Raw genomic sequence first — 17,993 nt, 5'->3', positions numbered from 1 at the left:
GGCACAGACTTCGGTAACTGGCTGACCTTCATCCAACACCATGCTGGCGGCCTTGAGCTTGAACTCACTCGAATAAGATTTACGCATATCCAAACACCTCAAATTTGGGCGCTATCATAGCGCCCGAATGAAGTGTCCAAAATCATTAGGCCAGTTCAGCTTGCCCCCGATGAGGCCCTAGGAAGCTCCACAAATCTTGGATCAGAACTTGTCGAGGGTCTTGAACTTGGTCTCGCGCACCACTTCTTTCGGCTTATACGCGCAATACCCCGGACGCGGCCCGATCTTCGGGTGATTGCGGCAGGTATCCGGGCGCTTGTCATAAATAGTGCAGAAGCGCGTCTTACGATCCAGATACAGGCAGTCGTTGTTGCTCATGCGCTGCAGGGTAAAAATCTCGGATTTGTTGTTGTAGCGTTCGACGATGCCTTCCTTTTGCAACCGCTTGGCGATGTTCTTCGGCGGATCGCCGCGTTCGAACTCATCGACGATGCCAATGCGGATCAGGTCCTTGATCTTCACTTCGACCGGCAGCGTGCAGCAGCTGGACACGCAACCGCCGCACATGTGGGCGGAATATTTCTGCCAGGTCTCAAGACGGTCTAGTTCCGCGGCGGCGATCAGTTGAGGCTTCATCAAGGTTCCAAAAGGTGGGGCTGTATCCGGGCGCGGGATCATACCGGGATTGGTGGTTTTTTGAACAATATTTTGCGTATTTCATCCCCAACGGTGCGTTGGGCGAAAGCAGGCACGGCCAATGCATCAAAACCCTGCAAAGGTAAATGCGTTAAAAAAGTGCCGAACCAGAGCAGTCACCGTCTGTCAGACCGTCTAGGCTCTAGCAACTCCTTCTATCTCGCCCGAGGTCGCATTTGATGTCTCAGGAACCACTTGCACGAGAAGCAGAGGTAGCCGCATTTCGCGATGCCGTCTTGACCAAACTCACCTACGCGGTGGGCAAGGACCCGGATCACGCCTTCGACCACGATTGGTTCGAAGCCATTGCCCTGGCCGCACGCGACCAGATGGTCGACCACTGGATGGACCACACGCGGCGTATCTACCGCAAAGGTCAGAAACGGGTGTATTACCTGTCCCTTGAATTCCTCATCGGCCGTTTGCTCTACGACAGCCTGAGCAACCTCGGTGTGCTGGAGATTGCCCGCGAGGCGCTCAGCGAGCTGGGCGTCGACCTTGAGCGCATCCGCCTGCTGGAGCCCGACGCGGCGCTTGGCAACGGTGGCCTGGGCCGCCTGGCCGCCTGCTTTATGGAAAGCATGTCGACCCTGGGCATTGCCGGCCACGGTTATGGCATCCGCTATGAACACGGCCTGTTCCGCCAGGCGATTGTCGATGGTTGGCAGCAGGAGCAGACCGAACGTTGGCTGGATTTCGGCAACCCGTGGGAGTTCGAGCGCGCCGAGGTGATCTACCCGATCGGCTTTGGCGGCAGCGTGGAAACCCTGCCGGACGCCGCCGGCAAGCTGATCCAGGTGTGGACGCCCAACGAAACCGTGCGCGCCGTGGCCTACGACACGCCGGTGGTCGGTTGGCGCGGTGCCAGCGTCAACACCCTGCGCCTGTGGCGTGCACGGGCGGTGGAAGACCTGCATCTGGAGCGCTTCAACGCCGGTGACCACCTGGGCGCCGTCGCCGAAGTGGCCCGTGCCGAAAGCATCTCCCGGGTGCTTTACCCGGCTGACAGCACCGAAGCAGGGCAGGAACTGCGCCTGCGCCAGGAATACTTCTTCGTCTCCGCTTCCCTGCAAGACCTGCTGCGCCGCCACAAGAACATGCACGGCTCGGTACTGAGCCTGGGCGAACACGCCGCCATCCAGCTCAACGACACCCACCCGTCCATTGCCGTGGCCGAGTTGATGCGTCAACTGGTGGACTTGCACGACATCGCCTGGGACGCCGCTTGGCAGGTCACGGTCGAAACCTTGTCCTACACCAACCACACCTTGTTGCCCGAGGCTTTAGAAACCTGGCCTGTAGGGCTGATGGAACGCATGCTGCCCCGGCACATGCAGATCATCTACCTGATCAACGCCCAGCACATCGACTCGCTGCGCGCCAAAGGCATCCACGACTTTGACGTGCTGCGCGCCGTGTCGCTGATCGAAGAAGACAACGGCCGCCGCGTGCGCATGGGTAACCTGGCGTTCCTCGGCTCCCACAGCGTCAACGGCGTGTCGGGTTTGCACACCCAACTGATGCGCAGCACGGTGTTCTCCGAACTGCACAAGCTTTACCCGGACCGTATCAACAACAAAACCAACGGCATTACCTTCCGCCGCTGGCTGTACCAAGCCAACCCCAAGCTCACCCAGATGCTGGTGGAAGCCCTGGGGCCGGACATTCTCGACACCATGGAAACCCGTCTGGGCGAGTTGGAAACCTTCGCCGAGAAACAGACCTTCCGCAAAGCCTTCGCCGACCAGCGCTTGCACAGTAAGCGTGCACTGGCCGAGATCATCCACGAGCGCCTGGGCATCTCGGTGAATCCGGCTGCGATGTTCGACGTGCAGGTCAAACGGATCCACGAATACAAACGCCAACTGCTCAACCTGCTGCACACCGTGGCGCTGTACCAGGCGATCCGTGCCGAGCCGGGCACCGACTGGGTGCCGCGCGTGAAGATCTTCTCGGGCAAGGCGGCGGCCAGTTATCACCAGGCCAAATTGATCATCAAGTTGACCAACGACATCGCCCGCACCGTCAACAATGACCCGACTGTGCGCGGTTTGCTCAAAGTGGTGTTCCTGCCCAACTACAACGTCAGCCTGGCCGAAAGCATCATTCCGGCGGCGGACTTGTCGGAGCAGATCTCCACGGCCGGCTTTGAAGCGTCGGGCACCAGCAACATGAAGTTCGGCCTCAACGGCGCGCTGACCATCGGCACCATGGACGGCGCCAACGTGGAAATGCACGAGCGCGTGGGCGCCGACCACATGTTTATCTTCGGCCTCAGCGCGCAGCAGGTGGAAGCGCGCAAGCAGGCGGGTGAGTTCAACGCCGGGCTGGACATCGCCGCGTCCCATCGCCTCAACGATGTGCTGCAAGCGATCCGTGGCGGGGTGTTCTCGCCGGATGATCCGGGCCGCTATGTGGGCTTGATCGACGGGCTGATCGACTACGACCGCTTCCTGGTGTGTGCCGACTTCGATTCCTACTGGGACGCCCAGGCACGGGTCGAAGCGCATTGGCATGATTCCAAGGCGTGGTGGCGTTCGGCGGTGCTCAATACGGCGCGGATGGGTTGGTTCTCTTCGGACCGTACCATCAGGGAGTACGCGACCGAAATCTGGAAGGCACTCGACTAAGCCCCGTTGTTCTAAATGTGGGAGGGGCGGTGCGACGATTCGACTTGCCCCCGATGGCGCACCATCAGTTGCTAAATATGTCGACTGGCACACCGCTATCGGGGGCAAGTCCCCCTCCCACATTAGGTCCGCGTCGATATACTGAGCGCCGGTTTGCTTAGGGAATATCGACCATGCAATGGATTTTCATGCTGATTGGCCTGGTGCTCGGCTGGACGCTCGATGAGTCGTTCTATGACGCAGGCATCGGCGCACTGCTGGGGTTGGGCATTGGCCAGGCGATTCGTCTGTCGAAGCTTGCGACTCAAGCGGATCAGCAAGCGCGTCAGCTGGAAACCACGCAGAAGGCGTTGATCGCTCTGGGTGATCGCCTGCGGCAACTGGAAGTGCCCGCGCCGACCAGCCCTGTGATTGTCGAGCCCTCCATCTCTGAGCCGACACCCGTCGCCAAGGCGCCCGAACTTGTTTGGGAACTGCCGGCGGAATTGGCGCCTGTCGCCATCGTCGCCGAACCGAGCCAGCCTCTGCCGGCTGACGTGTGGGCGCCCGCTCCAACCCCACAACCTAAAGAATCTGCTATCCCTCGCGGCCCCAACTTGATCGAGCGCGCCATCGCTGGCGCACGCAATTGGTTGTTTGGCGGCAACACCGTGCTGCGTGTCGGCGTGGTGCTGTTGTTCCTCGGCCTGGCCTTCCTGCTGCGCTACGCCACCGAAGGCATGGTGGTGCCGATCGAGCTGCGTTACGCCGGTGTGGCTGGCGCCGCTGTCGGCCTGCTGGGCCTGGGCTGGTGGCTGAGATTGCGCAACAGCAATTACGGGCTGATGCTGCAAGGCACCGGCATCGCGGTGCTGTACCTGACCGTGTTTGCCGCGATGCGCCTGCACCCGCTGATCGACCCGAGCGCGGCGTTGGGGCTGTTGGTGGCAGTCACGGTGTTCTCGGCAATCCTGGCGATTACCCAGGACGCCTTGGGCCTGGCCTGCGCGGCAGCCCTCGGCGGTTTTGCGGCACCGATCCTCACGTCCACCGGCGCTGGCAACCATGTCGCGCTGTTCAGCTATTTTGCCTTGCTCAACACCGGCATCCTCGCCATCGCCTGGTTCAAGGCCTGGCGCTTGCTCAACCTGATCGGTTTTGTCGGCACCTTCGGCATCGGCTTCGCCTGGGGCATGCGTTCCTACACACCGGAACTGTTGTGGAGTACCGAACCGTTCCTGATCCTGTTCTTCCTGATGTACCTGGCCATCGGCCTGTTGTTCGCCCGCCGCAAATTGCTGGAGATGGGCGACGCGCCCGAGGGCCGGGATGCGTTGTTGCGCTGGTCGGCCGCCAAAGGTGATTACGTTGACGGCAGCATGCTGTTTGGCCCGCCGCTGGTGGGCTTTGGCTTGCAGTTCGCCTTGGTGCAGCACCTGGAATTCGCTGCGGCCTTCAGCGCGTTGGGCCTGGGCATCATTTACATGGGCCTGGCGCGGTTGCTCAGTGGCGGGCGCGCGTTGCTGCTGGCGGAAACCTGCCTGGCCCTGGGCGTGATCTTTGCCAGCCTGGCGATTCCGCTGGGGCTTGATGCGCGTTGGACGGCTGCGGCGTGGGCCGTGGAAGGCGCCGGGATTTTCTGGCTCGGTTTGCGCCAGCAGCGGCCGTTGGCGCGGGCGTTTGGCTTGTTGCTGCAATTAGGCTCGGCGCTGGCCTTCCTCAGCGAGCTGCGCATTGGCGAACACAGCCTGCTTACCGGTGCGCCGCTGGGTGCGCTGTTGCTTGGCGCAGCGTTGCTGTTCAGCTTCGCTCAGTTGCGCAAGGCATCGGCAGAACAGGCGGCAGGCTGGGAGCGCAAAGGCCAGCCGGTGTTGGCGTGCCTGGGCCTGAGCTTTTTGTACCTGCTGGCGCCGTTGTTGTTGCTGACCCAAGGTACCGCGATCAGTTGGGCCATTGCCGGTCTGGCGACCCTGTTTATTGGCCTGCGCATCGGTTCGCGTACCTTCCTGTTCACTGCGTTCGCGGTGCAATTGCTGGGCGGCGCGTTGTTCCTGCTGCGCTTGCAGGGCGGGGAGGGCGCGGCGGTATTCAATGCGGGCTGGAGTGGTTTGCTCACGGCCTCACTGATCGGCCTGGCCTTGATTGGCGGCATGCTGCTCGCGGCACGCGACGAAATGGTGCGCAGCGATGCGCGGCTGTTACGTGGGTTATCGGTGGTGCTGCTCGCCGGTCTGGTGCTGATCAATCTGGCGGTGCTGTTTGTGCTGCCATGGGAAAGCGCCAGCGGCGTCTGGGCGGCCAGTGGGTTGTTGATCATCTGGCTGAGCCTGTACTTGCAACAGCGTGTCAGTTTTGTGTTCGGGTTGCTGCTGCAATTGGTCGGTGGTGGTTCGTTCCTGCTGGCGGTGCCGCAATTGCTCGGACCGTTGACCGGCGAAGGCTTGAGCCCGATGGCGCACAGTGGTTTCTGGACGCCGATGGTGTTGGGACTGGCCGCCTTGATCGGCGCGTGGCGCTTGCAACGTGAACCCCATGCGCCGGTGTTCGCGGTGCTGAAGCTGCAACGCTTGTCCGACCTGTTGCTGGTGTGGGGGGCGGCGTGGTGGACACTGGCGCTGGGCGGCGAAGTCTTGCGCTTTGTTGCGCAGGAGTTGCTGGGGGCTTTCCTGCTGGGTCTTGCGGCGTTGAGCGTGGCGATTTGGGCGCTGCTCGCGGCGCGACTGCGCTGGGCATCCCTGGGTGTGCTGTGCACCTTGCTGATGCCAGCGGCGGGCGTGGCGTTGCTGGTGTCTGCCCACGCTTACTATCACCCGGCGGCACAGTACGGCTGGCTGGCCTGGTTGGCGGTATTCGTGGTGCATTTCATCTCGCTACGCCGTTTGGCGCCTGTGGTTGCGGCCAGGATGCTGAGTATTGCCCACGTTCTCGGCTGCTGGATGTTGATCGGCGTGCTGGCGTTGGAGTTGCGCTATGGACTGTTGCGGCTGTCGGCCGAATACAACGCCTGGCGCTGGTTGGGCTGGGCGATCCTGCCAAGCCTGTACCTGGTGCTGGCTGCGGCGCCGCGCACCTGGCCGTGGCCGGTGTCGGCGTACCCGAGGGAGTACCGAGTCCTGGCCGCGTTGCCATTGGCCGTGCTGATGCTCGGCTGGTTCTGGCTGGCGAATACCTTCAGCGATGGCACCGCCAATCCGTTGCCTTATGTGCCACTGCTCAACCCGCTGGACCTGGGCCTGCTGTTCGCGCTGCTGGGTATTTACCTGTGGTCCCGAAGCGTGGCGCCGCAACGCGGGCCGCGTGCCGAGTCGGTCGCCCAGGGTGTCGCGGGCCTCTCGCTGTTTGCGTTCTTCACGGCGCTGGTCATGCGCACCGCGCATCACTGGGGTGGCGTGCCGTTCCAGCTGGATGCATTGCTGGAGTCGATGCTGGTGCAAGCCGGCTTGTCGATTGTGTGGACCTTGATCGCGCTCGGCCTGATGATCGGCGGCCATCTGCGCCATCGTCGCGAAGTGTGGTTGATCGGCGCGGCGTTGATTGCGGTGGTGGTGGCCAAACTGTTCTTTATTGAACTGAGCAACCGTGGCGGGCTGGCGCGGATCGTGTCGTTTATCGGCGTGGGTGGGCTGTTGCTGGTGGTGGGTTATTTCGCGCCGCTGCCGCCCAAGCGGGCCGAACCTGTGATCGAAACTGAAGGAGCATCCTCTTGATCGGTAAGTTGAGCGTGGCCGTGGTGGGCATGTGTGCGGCGTTGGTGGCATCGGCCCAGGAAGGTCCGGCTGATTTCACCCACCGTGTGCCGCTGAGCGTCAGCGGCAACGGCCCCTGGTATCGCCTTGAATTGCCGCTGGCTGTGCAACTCAACGCACGCCAGGCCGACCTCAGTGACGTGCGCGTGTTTAATGCCGCCGGTGAGCCCCAGGCGTATGCGCTGTCGCGTCAATCTTCCCAGCGCACCGAAAGTCGCAACGTCGCCGATGTGAAGTGGTTTCCGCTGTACGCCGCCGACACTCAGGAAACCCTGCCCGGCGTGGTGATGAAAACCACCAGCGAAGGCACCCTGGTGGAAATCAAACCTTCATCCGCCGCCAAACCCGGCAAGCAGGTGTTGCGCGGCTGGGTGCTGGACGCCAGTGCGATCAAGGCGCCGTTGCAGCAACTGAGCCTGGACTGGAGCCGCGAGCAAGAGGGCTTCCAGCGTTTCAGCATTGAAGCCAGCGATGATTTGCAACGTTGGGAGCCTTGGGGCGAGGGGCAAGTGGCGCGCTTGTCGTTCGCCGACGAACGGGTGGAGCAGCATGACGTCAGCCTGCCAGGGCGCCCGGCGCGCTACCTGCGCCTGGTGTGGAAGGGGCAGGCGGCGCCGCTGCTGACGTCGGCCAAACTGGTGAGCGCTACGCGCAGCAGTCTGCCAATGCCGTTGGTGTGGTCGCAGCCAGTGGCGGGCACGCGACTCAAGGCCGGGGAGTACAGCTGGCAGTTGCCGACGGGGCTGAGTGTCGAGCGCCTGCGCATCGAGCTGAAGCAGCCCAACACGCTGGCACCGGTGACCTTGTCGGGACGGAGCGATGCCAAACAAACGTGGCAGCCGCTGAGCAATGGCTTGCTGTACCGCCTGACGCAAAACGGCCAGGACGTGGTGCAGGATGAATTGCAGTTGCCGGGCCAGGTCGTGACTGAACTCAAATTGCAGGTGGACGAGCGCGGTGGCGGGTTGGGGGTGGATGCCCCGGCGCTGGGCTTTGCGGTGCGCGCTACGCAGTTGGTGTTCCTGGCACGGGGTGAGCCGCCGTTCAGCCTGGCGTTGGGCAATGCGTCGGTTAAGGCCGCAAACTTGCCGCTGTCGACCCTGATCCCCGATTACAACGCCGAGCGCCTCGACAGGTTGGGGCAGGCCAAGGTCGCCGGGGAAATGACGGTCGCGTCGCCGGCGGTGGTAGCGGCTGTCGACGACGGGCCGAACTGGAAAAAACTCGGACTCTGGGCGGTCTTGCTGCTCGGCGTGGCGGCACTCGGTGCCATGGCCTACAGTTTGCTGCGCAAGCCACCGGCGGCACGTTAAATAAAGTCCATGAACTCTATTGGGTTTAAATCCTCTGATAGGAGGAAATACGCCCCGACTCGCGTTAAACTGCGCGGGTTTTCAAGCCCCCCATTCTCCGGAGCCTTACATGTCCCGCGTTACCTTGAGTCGCTATTTGATTGAGCAGACCCGCAGCAACAACACGCCTGCCGATCTGCGCTTCCTTATCGAAGTGGTTGCGCGTGCTTGCAAGGAAATCAGCCATGCCGTGTCCAAAGGCGCACTGGGTGGTGTTCTGGGCAGCATGGGCACTGAAAACGTGCAGGGCGAAGTGCAGAAGAAGCTCGACGTGATCTCCAACGAGATCCTGCTCGAAGCCAACGAGTGGGGCGGTCACCTGGCCGGCATGGCGTCCGAAGAAATGGACAATGCCTACCAGATCCCGGGTAAGTACCCGAAAGGCGCCTACCTGCTGGTGTTCGACCCACTGGACGGTTCGTCCAACATCGACATCAACGCACCCGTCGGCACCATCTTCTCCGTGCTGCGTTGCCCGAACGAATACCTGAGCCAGAACGAAGCCCTGAACGAAAAGGCCTTCCTGCAGCCAGGTACCGAGCAGGTCGCTGCCGGTTACGCGATCTACGGCCCGCAGACCATGCTGGTGCTGACCCTGGGCGACGGCGTCAAGGGTTTCACCCTGGACCGCGAAATGGGCAGCTTCGTACTGACCCACGAAGACATCACCATTCCTGCATCGACCCAGGAATTCGCGATCAACATGTCCAACCAGCGTCACTGGGAAGAGCCGGTGACCCGCTACGTGGGCGAGTTGATGGCCGGTGAAGAAGGCCCGTTGAAGAAAAACTTCAACATGCGCTGGGTTGCCGCGATGGTTGCCGACGTGCACCGTATCCTGACCCGTGGTGGCTTGTTCATGTACCCACGTGACAGCCGCGAGCCATCCAAGCCGGGCAAACTGCGCTTGATGTACGAAGCCAACCCGATGTCGTTCCTGGTTGAACAAGCGGGCGGCGCGTCCACCGACGGCCACCAGCGTATCCTCGACATCCAGCCGGAAGGCCTGCACCAGCGTGTGGCGGTGTTCCTGGGTTCGAAGGAAGAAGTTGAGCGCGTCACGGCTTATCACAAGAAGTAAGCTGCGGCGATAAGTGATCGGCGTTGTTGTGAGCCGGTTCACCCTTAAAGAAGCCCCGAAACGTTTCAGCGTTTTCGGGGCTTTTTTGTTTTTGCTCGTCGGGAACCAGACACCTGTTTTCCCTTCTAAGCTTCTGGCAGATACCCACGCTGCCTTGTCCCTCCAGGAGTTATTCCATGTCGTTACGCCGTCTCGCTTTGCTGGCTTTTTGCGTGCTATTGGCCGCTTGCAGCAAGGTCAACCAGGAAAATTACGCGAAGTTGTCGGCCGGCATGGCCAAGGCCGATGTGGAATCGTTGTTGGGCAAACCGACCGATTGTTCCGGCGCACTGGGCATGTCCAGCTGCACCTGGGGCGATAAAACCAGCTTTATCAGCGTTCAATATGCCGGTGACAAAGTTCTGATGTTTTCCGGGCAAGGCCTGAAGTAAACCGGGGCGAGAGCCTGCGGGAGAAGAAGAATGATGCGTTTTGTTTTGTGCCTTTGTGCCAGCCTGTTTTTGGCGGGCTGTGCCAGCCATTCTGGCGATGATCTGCAACCCAAGACCGCCGGCAGCGTCAACCTCAAGCGTTACCAGGGCACCTGGTATGAGTTGGCCCGATTGCCGATGTACTTTCAGCGCAACTGTGCGCAGTCCGAAGCCCGCTACAGCTTGCTGCCCGATGGCGACATGTCGGTGTTCAACCGCTGCCTGACCACCGATTGGAAGTGGGAAGAAGCCAAGGGCACAGCCACGCCGCAAGTAGCTGGCAAGACTGACAAGCTCTGGGTGGAATTCAACAACTGGTTCACGTCACTGCTTCCGGGCGTCGCCAAGGGCGATTACTGGGTGCTGTACGTCAGCGATGACTACAAGACCGCCATTGTCGGCAGCCCGAGCCGGCGCTATATGTGGATCCTGTCGCGCACGCCAACGGTCAGCGCTGACACCCGCGAAGACCTGCTGAGCAGGGCGCGACAGCAGGGGTATGACACCACGCGGTTGATCTACCGGACGTCGGACAAGCAGATGGCGAAGACTTCGCAGTAACCCAGGATCGCCACTGTTAGAAATGTGGGAGGAGGCTTGCCCCCCTCCCACATTTTTTAACCGAGCAGATCCCTTAAGACCTGCGTAAACGCCCGGCTGCTTTCTTCCTCGCCAGCATGATGCCCATCCCGCACCACCCACTTACCGTTCACCAACACATCCCGCACCTGCCGATCACCGCCGGCAAACAACCAGCGATTGAGAATGCCGTCCTCGCTGGCCGTGGCCAGGTATGGATCAGTGCCGTCGAGCACAATCCAATCCGCACGCTTACCCATTTCCAACCGACCAATCGGCTGCCCAAGCGCCTGGGCGCCACCGTCCAGCGCCGCATCGAACAGCGTACGGCCAACCATCGGCTGGTCATTGCGATACAAGCGGTTACGCCGTTGATCGCGCAGGCGCTGCCCGTATTCCAGCCAGCGCAGTTCTTCCACCACGCTCAGTGACACATGGCTGTCGGAGCCAATGCCCATGCGCCCGCCTTGGGCGAGGAAATCCACTGCCGGGAAAATCCCGTCGCCCAGGTTGGCTTCGGTAGTCAGGCACAGGCCGGCAATTGCCCGGCTTTCCGCCATGCGCGTGACCTCCTGCGCATCCGCGTGAGTGGCGTGCACCAGGCACCAGCGCTCATCCACGTCGACATTGTCATACAGCCATTGCAGCGGACGCTTGCCGCTCCAGGCCAGGCAGTCGTCGACTTCCTTTTGCTGTTCGGCGATGTGGATATGGATCGGGCAGGCCTTGTCGCTGGCGGCCAATACTTGATTGATTTGTTGCGGCGTCACGGCGCGCAGTGAGTGGAAGCACAGGCCCAGTTGCTGCGCCGGCTGCGTCGCCAGTATGGGGCTGAGGCGCGCTTGCAGGTCCAGATAGTTTTCGGTGCTGTTGATAAAGCGCCGCTGGCCTTCATTCGGCGCCTGTCCGCCGAAACCGGAGTGGGTGTAAAGCACCGGCAACAGCGTCAGGCCGATCCCGCTGCTGGCCGCCGCAAGGCTGATCTGCCGCGACAACTCCGTGGGGTCGGCATAAGGCTGGCCGCTGACAGCGTGATGCACATAGTGAAATTCGGCCACCGAGGTGTAGCCGGCCTTGAGCATCTCGATATACAGCTGGCGTGCGATGACGCGCAGTTGCTCCGGGCTGATCTTGCCAACCATGCGGTACATCAGCTCACGCCAGGTCCAGAAGCTATCGTTCGGGTTGCCGGCCACTTCGGCCAAACCCGCCATGGCGCGTTGGAATGCATGGGAGTGCAGGTTGGGCATGCCCGCCAACACCGGGCCTTTCAGCCGTTCGGCACCCTCTGCATTGGCATTGGCCACCACCTGTGTCAGCAGGCCATCGGCGCCGACTTCAAGACGTACATCGTTGGCCCATCCATTAGGCAGCAGTGCGCGTTCGGCAAAAAAAGCGGACATGTTCAGAGCACTCCGGTCGTGTGTTTATTTGTATATACATATACAGACGTTTGCCTGCTCGGTAAACTCCGGCAATCTATGCATCTTTTCCCCCTGCAAGGATTCCCTGTGCCGACTCCGCCCGCCAAGTCTTCGCTGGCTGCCCACATGGACGAAAGTCCGGCGCCCTTGTATGCCCGCGTCAAACAGATGATCAGCCAGCAGATCCTCAACGGCAACTGGCCACCCCATTACCGCGTGCCGTCGGAGAGCGAACTGGTCAGCCAACTGGGCTTCAGCCGCATGACCATCAACCGCGCCCTGCGCGAGCTGACTGCAGAAGGTTTGCTGGTGCGCATGCAGGGCGTCGGCACCTTCGTCGCCGAGCCCAAGAGCCAGTCGGCGCTGTTTGAAGTGCACAACATTGCCGATGAGATCGCCTCCCGCGGTCATCGACACACTTGCCAAGTCATCCACCTGGGCGAAGAGGCCGCCGGTTCCGAGCGCGCCGTCGCCCTGGAAATGCGTGAAGGCGGGCGCGTGTTCCACTCGTTGATCGTGCATTTCGAGAACGACATTCCCGTGCAAATCGAGGACCGTTTCGTCAACGCCCTGGTCGCGCCGGAATACCTGCAACAGGATTTCACCCAGCAAACGCCTTACGCCTACCTCAACCAGGTCGCACCGCTGACCGAGGGCGAGCACGTGGTTGAAGCGATCCTGGCTGACGCTGCCGAATGCCAGCTGTTGCAGATCGAACCCAATGAACCTTGCTTGTTGATTCGCCGCCGTACCTGGTCCGGTCGCCAGCCGGTGACTGCCGCACGGTTGATTCACCCCGGTTCCCGTCACAGCCTCGAAGGACGATTCAGCAAATGAGTGCAGTCACCGTCTGGCGCGCCGCCGATTACGTCCGCATGCCGTGGAAAAACGGCGGTGGCAGCACCGAAGAAATCACCCGTGATGCCGGCGACGGCCTGGATGGCTTCGGCTGGCGCCTGTCGATTGCCGATATCGCCGAGTCCGGTGGCTTCTCGACGTTCGCCGGCTACCAGCGCGTGATCACCGTGATCAAGGGCGCGGGCATGGTGTTGACGGTGGACGGTGAAGAGCAGCGCGGCCTGTTACCGCTGCAACCGTTCGCGTTCAAGGGTGACAGCCAGGTGTCGTGCCGATTGATCACTGGGCCGATTCGCGATTTCAACCTGATCTATTCGCCGGAGCGTTACCACGCCCGCCTGCAGTGGGTGGATGGTGTGCAGCGGTTTTTCAGTTCGGCGCAGACGGTGTTGGTGTTCAGTGTTGCCGATGAGGTGAGGGTGCTGGGCGAGAAGCTCGGGCATCATGATTGTCTGCAGGTGGACGGTAACGCTGGGCTTTTGGATATCTCGGTCAGTGGCCGCAGTTGCATCATTGAACTGACCGCACGCGGTTAAAAAGGGTGGGAGGGGCAAGCCCCCTCCCACATTTGTTTTTGTGTCGCTCATAAATCTGTTTCCAACCCTCGCACCAATTTGTTACCGAATGCCCCAGCGTGGCGCAAAACCATGCTCTCGTGACAAACCGCCCTCGCTGCCAAAGCCCCCTGCAAGAAATTTAAACACGCGCCGAAGCCTTAATTTCCAAGGCTTGCACGCGCTTTCTAAAAAAATCTCAACATCTCTCCCGTCAAGTTGGCCGCTCGATTGCATATGCTTGTACATACAAGTAAAGATGTGTGCGTAAGACTCTCCTTCGCACCATCACTGTCCGTGCACCATGCCGAGGAGTCCAGCAGTGACCGATTTTTCGAAAACTAGGCCTACAAAATACCGTGACGTCGAAATCCGCGCCGCCCGCGGTAACACGCTCACCGCCAAAAGCTGGCTGACCGAAGCGCCGCTGCGCATGCTGATGAACAACCTCGACCCGCAAGTGGCCGAGAACCCGAAAGAACTGGTGGTATACGGCGGTATTGGCCGTGCTGCGCGTAACTGGGAGTGCTACGACCAGATCGTCGAGAGCCTCACGAACCTGAACGACGACGAAACGCTGCTGGTGCAATCCGGCAAGCCGGTCGGCGTGTTCAAGACCCACAGCAACGCCCCGCGTGTGTTGATCGCCAACTCCAACCTGGTGCCGCACTGGGCCAGTTGGGAACACTTCAACGAACTGGATGCCAAGGGCCTGGCCATGTACGGCCAGATGACCGCCGGCAGCTGGATCTACATTGGCAGCCAGGGCATCGTCCAAGGTACCTACGAAACCTTCGTCGAAGCCGGTCGCCAACATTACGACAGTAACCTCAAGGGCCGTTGGGTCCTGACTGCCGGCCTCGGCGGCATGGGCGGCGCACAGCCGCTGGCCGCAACACTGGCCGGCGCGTGCTCGCTGAACATAGAGTGCCAGCAGGTCAGCATCGATTTCCGTCTGGCCAGCCGTTATGTCGACGAGCAAGCCACTGACCTCGACGACGCCCTGGCCCGTATCGCCAAGTACACCCAGGAAGGCAAAGCGATTTCCATCGCCCTGCTGGGTAACGCGGCAGAAATTCTGCCTGAACTGGTCAAGCGCGGCGTGCGCCCGGACATGGTCACCGACCAGACCAGCGCCCACGACCCGCTCAACGGCTACCTGCCCGCTGGCTGGACCTGGGACGAATACCGCGCCCGCGCCAAGACCGAGCCGGCTGCCGTGATCAAGGCCGCCAAGCAGTCGATGGCCGCCCACGTCAAAGCCATGCTGGAGTTCCAGAAGCAAGGCATCCCGACTTTCGACTACGGCAACAACATCCGCCAGATGGCCCAGGAAGAAGGCGTGGAAAATGCGTTCGACTTTCCAGGTTTCGTACCGGCGTACATCCGCCCGCTGTTCTGCCGTGGCATCGGCCCGTTCCGCTGGGCTGCGCTGTCGGGCGACCCGCAAGACATCTACAAGACCGACGCCAAGGTCAAAGAGCTGATCCCGGACGACGCCCATCTGCACAACTGGCTGGACATGGCCCGCGAACGCATCAGCTTCCAGGGCCTGCCGGCGCGTATCTGCTGGGTCGGACTGGGCCAGCGCGCCAAGCTCGGCCTGGCCTTCAACGAAATGGTGCGCAGCGGCGAGCTGTCGGCGCCGGTGGTAATCGGCCGTGACCACCTCGACTCCGGCTCGGTGGCAAGTCCCAACCGCGAAACCGAATCCATGCAGGACGGTTCCGACGCCGTGTCCGACTGGCCGCTGCTCAATGCCTTGCTCAACACCGCCAGCGGTGCGACCTGGGTCTCGCTGCACCACGGTGGTGGCGTCGGCATGGGCTTCTCCCAGCATTCGGGCATGGTGATCGTCTGCGACGGCACCGACGAAGCCGCCGAGCGGATTGCCCGCGTGCTGCACAACGACCCGGCCACCGGCGTGATGCGTCACGCAGACGCCGGTTACCAGATCGCCATCGACTGCGCCAAGGAGCAGGGCCTCAATCTCCCGATGATCAAATAACCCCATGTGGGAGGGGGCAAGCCCCTCCCACATTTGAACGGTATTGCACACCAAAACAATCCATCAGAGGTTGAATCGACATGGCTGCAAACGACACCACCCCGTTGATCGAGAAACGTTCGATCGACTACATCCCGGAAGCGGAAAGACACGGTCGTCTCTTGAGCCAGTTCACCCTGTGGCTGGGTGCCAACCTGCAAATCACGGCCATCGTTACCGGGGCCTTGGCCGTGGTGCTGGGCGGTGATGTGTTCTGGTCGTTGATCGGTCTGTTGATTGGTCAACTGATCGGCGGTGGCGTCATGGCGTTGCATGCGGCGCAAGGGCCCAAACTGGGCCTGCCGCAGATGATCTCCAGCCGCGTGCAGTTTGGTGTGTATGGCGCGGCCATTCCGATCGTGTTGGTGTGCCTGATGTACCTGGGTTTCACCGCAACCGGCACCGTTCTGTCCGGTCAGGCGCTGGGCCAGTTGTTCGGGGTCAGCGACAGCATCGGCATCCTGCTTTTCGCCAGTGTCATCGTGCTGGTCACGGTGCTGGGTTATCGGGTGATCCACTTCATCGGGCGCGTCGCCAGCGTCATTGGTGTGATTGCCTTCGTTTACCTGTTCAGTCGCCTGATGGGCCAGGCTGACATTGGTGCGTTGCTGGAAATCCGCCATTTCAGCTGGAGCAGTTTCTTGCTCGCGGTATCCCTCGCCGCCTCCTGGCAGATCGCGTTCGGGCCGTATGTGGCGGACTACTCGCGCTATCTGCCGAGCAGCACGTCTTCGGTGAAAACCTTTCTTGCCGCCGGCGCAGGTTCAGTGATTGGCGCACAGGTGGCGATGATTCTCGGCGTGTTTGCCGCGGCCATGGCCAACGGGCAATTCGCCGGTCACGAGGTGGCGTACATCGTCGGCCTGGGCGGCAGTGGCGCTACCGCTGCGTTGCTGTATTTCAGCATCGCGTTCGGCAAGGTCACCATCTCCACGCTGAACTCCTACGGCAGCTTCATGTGCATCGCGACTATCATCAGCGGCTTTCGCGGTCGCCTGGAGGTTACGCGTCTGCAGCGTCTGGTGTTCGTGGTGGCCATCGTCGGTACGGCGACCCTGATCGCGTTGCTCGGCCAGCATTCGTTCCTCGGTGCGTTCAAGTCTTTCATTCTGTTCCTGCTGGCGTTCTTTACGCCCTGGAGCGCGATCAACCTGGTGGATTACTACTGCATCACGCGCGAGCGCTATGACGTGCCAGCACTGGCTGATCCAAAGGGTCGCTACGGGCGCTGGAACCCACTGGGTATCAGCGTCTATGTCTTCGGTGTGCTGGTGCAGATGCCATTTATCGCCACCAAGTTCTACACCGGCCCGCTGGTGAGCGCCCTTGGGGGTGTGGATATCTCCTGGATCATCGGCCTGGTACTGCCCGCCGCGCTGTATTACCTGTGTGCGAAAAAATGGCACGGCACGGTGCCCGATCAATTGATCCTGCCGGTAGAGCAGGGCGCTACACCAACAACAACCGGGCTGGCTGCACAAGCCTGATGGGACGTGGACAAGGCAGGACGCCTTTTGACTGCCGTAATCCATTTCATGATTGGGAGCGTCACACAATGAAAATGCATAAGACCCTGCTGACCACGTTGTTCTCTGCAGGCTTGCTGGCCAGCGCTGGCGCCCAGGCGGCCGGTTGGTGCGAGTCCGGTAAACCGGTGAAATTCGCAGGCCTGAACTGGGAAAGCGGCATGTTGCTCACCGACATCCTGCAAACCGTCCTGGAAAAAGGCTACGACTGCAAAACCGACAGCCTGCCAGGCAACTCCATCACCATGGAAAACGCCCTGAGCAGCAACGACATCCAAGTGTTTGCCGAAGAATGGGTCGGCCGCAGCGAAGTCTGGAACAAGGCCGAGAAGGCCGGCAAAGTCGTCGGCGTCGGCGCACCTGTAGTGGGTGCCATCGAGGGTTGGTACGTGCCGCGCTATGTGATCGAAGGTGACGCCAAGCGCAAGCTGGAAGCCAAAGCGCCGGACCTCAAGCACATCGCCGACCTGGCCAAGTACGCCTCGGTGTTCAAGGACCAGGAAGAGCCGTCCAAAGGCCGCTTCTACAACTGCCCGGCCGGCTGGACCTGTGAGCTGGACAACAGCGAAATGCTCAAAAGCTACGGCCTGGAAAGCACCTACACCAACTTCCGCCCAGGCACCGGCCCGGCGCTGGATGCGGCGGTGCTGTCGAGCTACAAGCGCGGCGAGCCGATCCTGTTCTACTACTGGTCGCCGACGCCGCTGATGGGCCAGGTCGACCTGGTCAAGCTCGAAGAAAAACCCGGTGTGGATAAAAGCGTGAGCATCAAGGTCGGCCTGTCCAAGACCTTCCACGATCAAGCCCCGGAACTGGTGGCTGTGCTGGAAAAGGTCAACCTGCCCATCGATCTGCTGAACCAGAACCTGGGGCGCATGGCCAAGGAGCGCATTGAGTCGCCGAAACTGGCGAAGATCTTCCTCAAGGAACATCCTGAAGTCTGGCACGCCTGGGTAAGCGAAGACGCAGCCAAGAAAATCGACGCGGCCTTGTAGGTCAAGTGTGCACGGCTACCCTCAGGGGTGGCCGGGCGACTGGCCACAACCCATTG

Annotated in this window: 13 protein-coding genes; 11 read left to right on the top strand and 2 right to left on the bottom strand. The window is 61.3% G+C overall.

Going from position 1 to position 17,993, the window contains the following annotated elements:
- Nucleotides 1–201 precede the first annotated feature (201 nt).
- Nucleotides 202–636 (bottom strand): YkgJ family cysteine cluster protein, encoded by a 435-nt coding sequence (locus tag NDJ82_RS18710; RefSeq protein WP_024072902.1) that lies wholly within the window; start codon nucleotides 634–636, stop codon nucleotides 202–204.
- Between the two features lie 239 nt (nucleotides 637–875).
- Here NDJ82_RS18710 and NDJ82_RS18705 point away from each other — a divergent pair, with 239 nt between their 5' ends.
- From NDJ82_RS18705 to NDJ82_RS18680, 6 genes are all read left to right on the top strand, one after another.
- Nucleotides 876–3,326: a glycogen/starch/alpha-glucan phosphorylase gene (locus NDJ82_RS18705; RefSeq protein ID WP_099583858.1), complete on the top strand. Its 2,451-nt coding sequence runs from the start codon at nucleotides 876–878 to the stop codon at nucleotides 3,324–3,326.
- A 173-nt stretch (nucleotides 3,327–3,499) separates the two neighbouring features.
- Nucleotides 3,500–7,012: a DUF2339 domain-containing protein gene (locus tag NDJ82_RS18700; protein ID WP_250926049.1), complete on the top strand. Its 3,513-nt coding sequence runs from the start codon at nucleotides 3,500–3,502 to the stop codon at nucleotides 7,010–7,012.
- Complete coding sequence (locus tag NDJ82_RS18695) at nucleotides 7,012–8,364, top strand: DUF3999 domain-containing protein (RefSeq protein WP_250926051.1); 1,353 nt, start codon at nucleotides 7,012–7,014, stop codon at nucleotides 8,362–8,364. Before NDJ82_RS18700 ends, NDJ82_RS18695 begins: the two co-directional genes overlap by 1 nt.
- Nucleotides 8,365–8,473: 109 nt before the next feature.
- Nucleotides 8,474–9,484 (top strand): class 1 fructose-bisphosphatase, encoded by a 1,011-nt coding sequence (locus NDJ82_RS18690; protein WP_003237460.1) that lies wholly within the window; start codon nucleotides 8,474–8,476, stop codon nucleotides 9,482–9,484.
- Between the two features lie 176 nt (nucleotides 9,485–9,660).
- Nucleotides 9,661–9,915 carry a hypothetical protein gene (locus NDJ82_RS18685; RefSeq protein WP_099583856.1) on the top strand — a complete coding sequence of 85 codons (255 nt, stop codon included), beginning with the start codon at nucleotides 9,661–9,663 and terminating at the stop codon, nucleotides 9,913–9,915.
- A 30-nt stretch (nucleotides 9,916–9,945) separates the two neighbouring features.
- Nucleotides 9,946–10,515 (top strand): lipocalin family protein, encoded by a 570-nt coding sequence (locus NDJ82_RS18680; protein WP_099583855.1) that lies wholly within the window; start codon nucleotides 9,946–9,948, stop codon nucleotides 10,513–10,515.
- 56 nt (nucleotides 10,516–10,571) lie between these two features.
- On the opposite strand, the gene NDJ82_RS18675 is transcribed toward NDJ82_RS18680, so the two are convergent.
- Nucleotides 10,572–11,936: a formimidoylglutamate deiminase gene (locus tag NDJ82_RS18675; protein ID WP_250926048.1), complete on the bottom strand. Its 1,365-nt coding sequence runs from the start codon at nucleotides 11,934–11,936 to the stop codon at nucleotides 10,572–10,574.
- Nucleotides 11,937–12,083: 147 nt separating this feature from the next.
- Here NDJ82_RS18675 and hutC point away from each other — a divergent pair, with 147 nt between their 5' ends.
- The 5 genes from hutC (at nucleotide 12,084) to NDJ82_RS18650 (ending at nucleotide 17,937) form a co-directional block, all read left to right on the top strand.
- Nucleotides 12,084–12,794: a histidine utilization transcriptional repressor HutC gene (gene hutC / locus NDJ82_RS18670; RefSeq protein WP_244653868.1), complete on the top strand. Its 711-nt coding sequence runs from the start codon at nucleotides 12,084–12,086 to the stop codon at nucleotides 12,792–12,794.
- Nucleotides 12,791–13,351 (top strand): HutD/Ves family protein, encoded by a 561-nt coding sequence (locus NDJ82_RS18665; protein ID WP_250926047.1) that lies wholly within the window; start codon nucleotides 12,791–12,793, stop codon nucleotides 13,349–13,351. The genes hutC and NDJ82_RS18665 overlap by 4 nt, the downstream gene beginning before the upstream one ends.
- 340 nt (nucleotides 13,352–13,691) lie before the next feature.
- Nucleotides 13,692–15,377 (top strand): urocanate hydratase, encoded by a 1,686-nt coding sequence (hutU, locus tag NDJ82_RS18660; RefSeq protein ID WP_250926046.1) that lies wholly within the window; start codon nucleotides 13,692–13,694, stop codon nucleotides 15,375–15,377.
- Between the two features lie 80 nt (nucleotides 15,378–15,457).
- Nucleotides 15,458–16,903, top strand: coding sequence for a purine-cytosine permease family protein (locus NDJ82_RS18655; protein ID WP_250926045.1), 1,446 nt, complete (start codon nucleotides 15,458–15,460; stop codon nucleotides 16,901–16,903).
- A 68-nt stretch (nucleotides 16,904–16,971) separates the two neighbouring features.
- On the top strand, nucleotides 16,972–17,937 hold the full coding sequence (locus tag NDJ82_RS18650; RefSeq protein WP_250926044.1) for an ABC transporter substrate-binding protein: 966 nt from the start codon (nucleotides 16,972–16,974) through the stop codon (nucleotides 17,935–17,937).
- Nucleotides 17,938–17,993 lie beyond the last annotated feature (56 nt).

The organism is Pseudomonas sp. SR18 (assembly GCF_023701505.1).
Classification (GTDB): Bacteria; Pseudomonadota; Gammaproteobacteria; order Pseudomonadales; family Pseudomonadaceae; genus Aquipseudomonas; species Aquipseudomonas cyclaminis.
Note: the sequence above shows the minus strand (reverse complement) of the source record. Positions and strands in the feature narration are given on the sequence as shown.

What these genes read in the sequence shown, in the direction of transcription:
- NDJ82_RS18710 (WP_024072902.1), bottom strand. Translation starts at nt 636, where the DNA reads ATGAAGCCTCAACTGATCGCCGCCGCGGAACTAGACCGTCTTGAGACC.
- NDJ82_RS18705 (WP_099583858.1), top strand. Translation starts at nt 876, where the DNA reads ATGTCTCAGGAACCACTTGCACGAGAAGCAGAGGTAGCCGCATTTCGC.
- NDJ82_RS18700 (WP_250926049.1), top strand. Translation starts at nt 3,500, where the DNA reads ATGCAATGGATTTTCATGCTGATTGGCCTGGTGCTCGGCTGGACGCTC.
- NDJ82_RS18690 (WP_003237460.1), top strand. Translation starts at nt 8,474, where the DNA reads ATGTCCCGCGTTACCTTGAGTCGCTATTTGATTGAGCAGACCCGCAGC.
- NDJ82_RS18685 (WP_099583856.1), top strand. Translation starts at nt 9,661, where the DNA reads ATGTCGTTACGCCGTCTCGCTTTGCTGGCTTTTTGCGTGCTATTGGCC.
- NDJ82_RS18680 (WP_099583855.1), top strand. Translation starts at nt 9,946, where the DNA reads ATGATGCGTTTTGTTTTGTGCCTTTGTGCCAGCCTGTTTTTGGCGGGC.
- NDJ82_RS18675 (WP_250926048.1), bottom strand. Translation starts at nt 11,936, where the DNA reads ATGTCCGCTTTTTTTGCCGAACGCGCACTGCTGCCTAATGGATGGGCC.
- hutC (WP_244653868.1), top strand. Translation starts at nt 12,084, where the DNA reads ATGGACGAAAGTCCGGCGCCCTTGTATGCCCGCGTCAAACAGATGATC.
- NDJ82_RS18665 (WP_250926047.1), top strand. Translation starts at nt 12,791, where the DNA reads ATGAGTGCAGTCACCGTCTGGCGCGCCGCCGATTACGTCCGCATGCCG.
- NDJ82_RS18655 (WP_250926045.1), top strand. Translation starts at nt 15,458, where the DNA reads ATGGCTGCAAACGACACCACCCCGTTGATCGAGAAACGTTCGATCGAC.
- NDJ82_RS18650 (WP_250926044.1), top strand. Translation starts at nt 16,972, where the DNA reads ATGAAAATGCATAAGACCCTGCTGACCACGTTGTTCTCTGCAGGCTTG.